At 67.5% G+C, this 2,720-nt stretch carries 3 protein-coding genes; all 3 read left to right on the top strand.

Annotated elements, in window-relative coordinates:
- The coding region (locus tag ACXJKR_RS29220; protein ID WP_457325833.1) for a hypothetical protein at positions 1-1,289 on the top strand (1,289 nt) is incomplete at its 5' end.
- Between the two features lie 17 nt (positions 1,290-1,306).
- Positions 1,307-1,636 carry a hypothetical protein gene (locus ACXJKR_RS29215; RefSeq protein ID WP_457325832.1) on the top strand — a complete coding sequence of 110 codons (330 nt, stop codon included), beginning with the start codon at positions 1,307-1,309 and terminating at the stop codon, positions 1,634-1,636.
- An 87-nt stretch (positions 1,637-1,723) separates the two neighbouring features.
- Entirely contained in the window at positions 1,724-2,593 is an 870-nt protein-coding gene (locus ACXJKR_RS29210; RefSeq protein ID WP_457325831.1) for a lysophospholipid acyltransferase family protein, read from the top strand.
- Positions 2,594-2,720 lie beyond the last annotated feature (127 nt).

The raw sequence follows: 2,720 nt of genomic DNA, 5'->3' as shown, positions 1-2,720 counted from the left end.
TGGAGATCGTCTCGCGCGTGCTCGACGGCATCCTGGACATCGCCCACGGCGCCATCGACGGTGCGGCGGTTTTCCTGGAGGACGCGCTGGACCGCGCCATGCCGGTGGCCATCGGCTTCCTCGCCAACCAGTTCGGCCTGGGCCGCATCGGCGAGCGCATGCACGAGCTGCTGGAGACCGTGCGCGCGCTGGTCGACCAGGCCATCGACTGGCTGATCGACCGCGCCATCGAGCTCGGCCAGGCCTTCATCGCGATGGTGCGCCGCGGCGTGGCTGCAGTGCGCGGTGCCGTTGGTGCGGTCGTGCAATGGTGGCGCGAGCGCTTCAGCTTCACGACGGAGAGCGGCGAGCCGCACGAGCTCTATCTCGAGGGTGAAGGCGAGGAAGGCGAGCTGATGGTGGCCTCGACGCCACAGCGCTTCCCCGACTTCCTGGCCGGCCTGCCCGCCAGCGAAGACCGCACGGATGCCCAGCAGAAGTACCGCCGGCTGCAGCAGTTGCGCCGTCGTGCCCGCTCGCTGGGCAGCGCGGCACCGGCTGCGGGCGCTGCGGCCGCGGGCGGTTCGGCCGATCCGATGACGTCCAACGATCCTCAGGTGGTTTCCGCCGCCATCGTCGCGCTGATCACCGAGATCGCCACCGTGACCCGGCGCCTGATGCCGGCCGGCGGTGGCGCCTCCACACCGCCGGCGTTCGGCACCGTCACCGCGCAGGGATGGGCCCGTTCCGCGCAGATCGATCGGCTGAACGCCCAACGCTCGCATTGGCCAGTGCGCGGTGGCGAGCCCAGCGTCACGTCGGCGCGCTGGGTGCGGCTGGCCAAGCGCCGCAGCGACGGCAATGCAGGCGACCACCTTTACGTCAAGGGCCACCTGCTCAACCACAACCTCGACGGCCCCGGCAATATCTGGGAGAACCTCGGCCCCATCACGCAGGACGCCAACAACCGCGGCGGCGCCTCGATGCTGCATGCCTTCGAGACGGACGTGAAGACTGCGGTGGACGGCGGTGGCTCGGCGCGCAACTTCAATGTGACGATGAACTACGGCCGCGGCAACCGCGGAGCGGCCCTGAACGAGATCAACGCCGAGCTCGCCACCGCCGGCGCCAGCCGGCGCCGTGAGCTGGAGGCCGTCCGCGGTGTGGTCGAGGAAGAGCAATACATCCCCAGCACCATCACATGCCGAGCCGAGATCCTCAACGCCAGCGGACGCCGGACGTCCAACCTGAATATCAGCGTCGCCAACACCATCACCACGCGCTGGCGCAACTACACCGTCGAACCCTGATGAGCCCGGGAGACCCCATGCTGAACCGTGCCCTCTCCGAACCCTGCACCTTCGCGCTGCTGCAATGGCCGGCGCTGGTCGGCCTGCTGGCCCTCGACCAGCCCGGCATGCTCTGGCTCGCCCTGCGCATGCTGCTCGGCCTGTGGCTGGCGGCGATGCTGATCGCCAGCTACACCGGCGGTCGCGGCGCGGGCTTCGGCAATGCCATGTTGCTGCAATGCGGCCTGGTCGCGGCGGCGTGGTGGATGCATCCGTCCGCCTGGGCCTACGCCTGGCTGGCGGCCATCCCGCTGCTGATGCTGACGGCGCAACGCTTGCGCCTGCGGCGCACGGTGCTGGCGGCCTGAGACAATGGCCGCGCGCCAGCAGGGCGCACTTCACCCCTAAGTGATTGTTTTTAAAAGGAATGCCTTGAAAAAACGGCAGGAAACATCGTGGGCCTGAGGCTTCTTGTCGGTTTTGTCTGGCTGCTCAGCTGGCTGCCGTTTCGCGCCATCACGGCCCTCGGCTGGCTGATTGGCAACCTCGTCGCATCGATGCCGTCGTCACGCCGGCACATCGGTGAAGTCAACCTCAAGCTCGCGCTGCCGGACTGGACACCGGCAGCTCGCCGCCGCCTGCTGCGCCAGAATTTCGTCGCCATGGTGCAGATGCTGCTGGAGTACGGCTACGGCTGGTTCGCTTCGCGCGAGCGCCTGAAGCGCCTGGTCCGCATCGAAGGCCTTGAGAACCTGCGCGCGTTGGATGGCCGCAATGTCATCTTGATGATGCCCCACTTCACCGGCCTGGACCTGGCCGGCCTGCGGGTGTCGCTGGAGACGCCGCTGGTCAGCATCTACTCGGTTCAGAAGGACCCCTGGCTGGACGCGTTCTTTCGCGCCAAGCGGCTGCGTTTTGGCACCGGCATCATCTTTGCGCGCCAGCAGGGCACGCGGCCGACGCTGCGGGCGCTGAAGGAGGGCTATCGCCTCTACTACCTGCCCGACCAGGACTTTGGCCACCGCGACTCGGTCTTCGTACCCTTCTTCGGCGTGCCGGCGGCCACCATCGGCGGGCTGTCGCGCATGGCGGCTGTCACCAAGGCGGCCGTGCTGCCCTGCTACCCGCGCCGCGAGGCGGATGGCTACACGCTGGTCATCGAGCCGGCGCTGGCCAATTTCCCGACCGATGACATCGTCGCCGACGCCACCCGCATGAACGCCGTCATCGAGGCTCAAGCGCGCCGACAATTGCACCAATACTTCTGGCTGCACAAGCGCTTCAAGTCACGGCCTCCCGGCGAGGCTGACTTCTACGCCAAATGACCCACGACATTCCCTATATCAAGCTGCTCATCGTGGCGGTCTTCATCGCGAGCACGATGTACGTGCATTTCCGCGGCCGCGTGCGCCTGCGCTTCTTCCGCCAGCTGATGGATCACTCCACCTTCAT

Source organism: Roseateles sp. P5_E11, from assembly GCF_054049355.1.
This window is presented reverse-complemented; position numbering and strand designations above follow the sequence as displayed.

Coding starts and splice junctions, on each gene's coding strand:
- ACXJKR_RS29215 (WP_457325832.1), top strand. CDS start 1,307: ATGCTGAACCGTGCCCTCTCCGAACCCTGCACCTTCGCGCTGCTGCAA.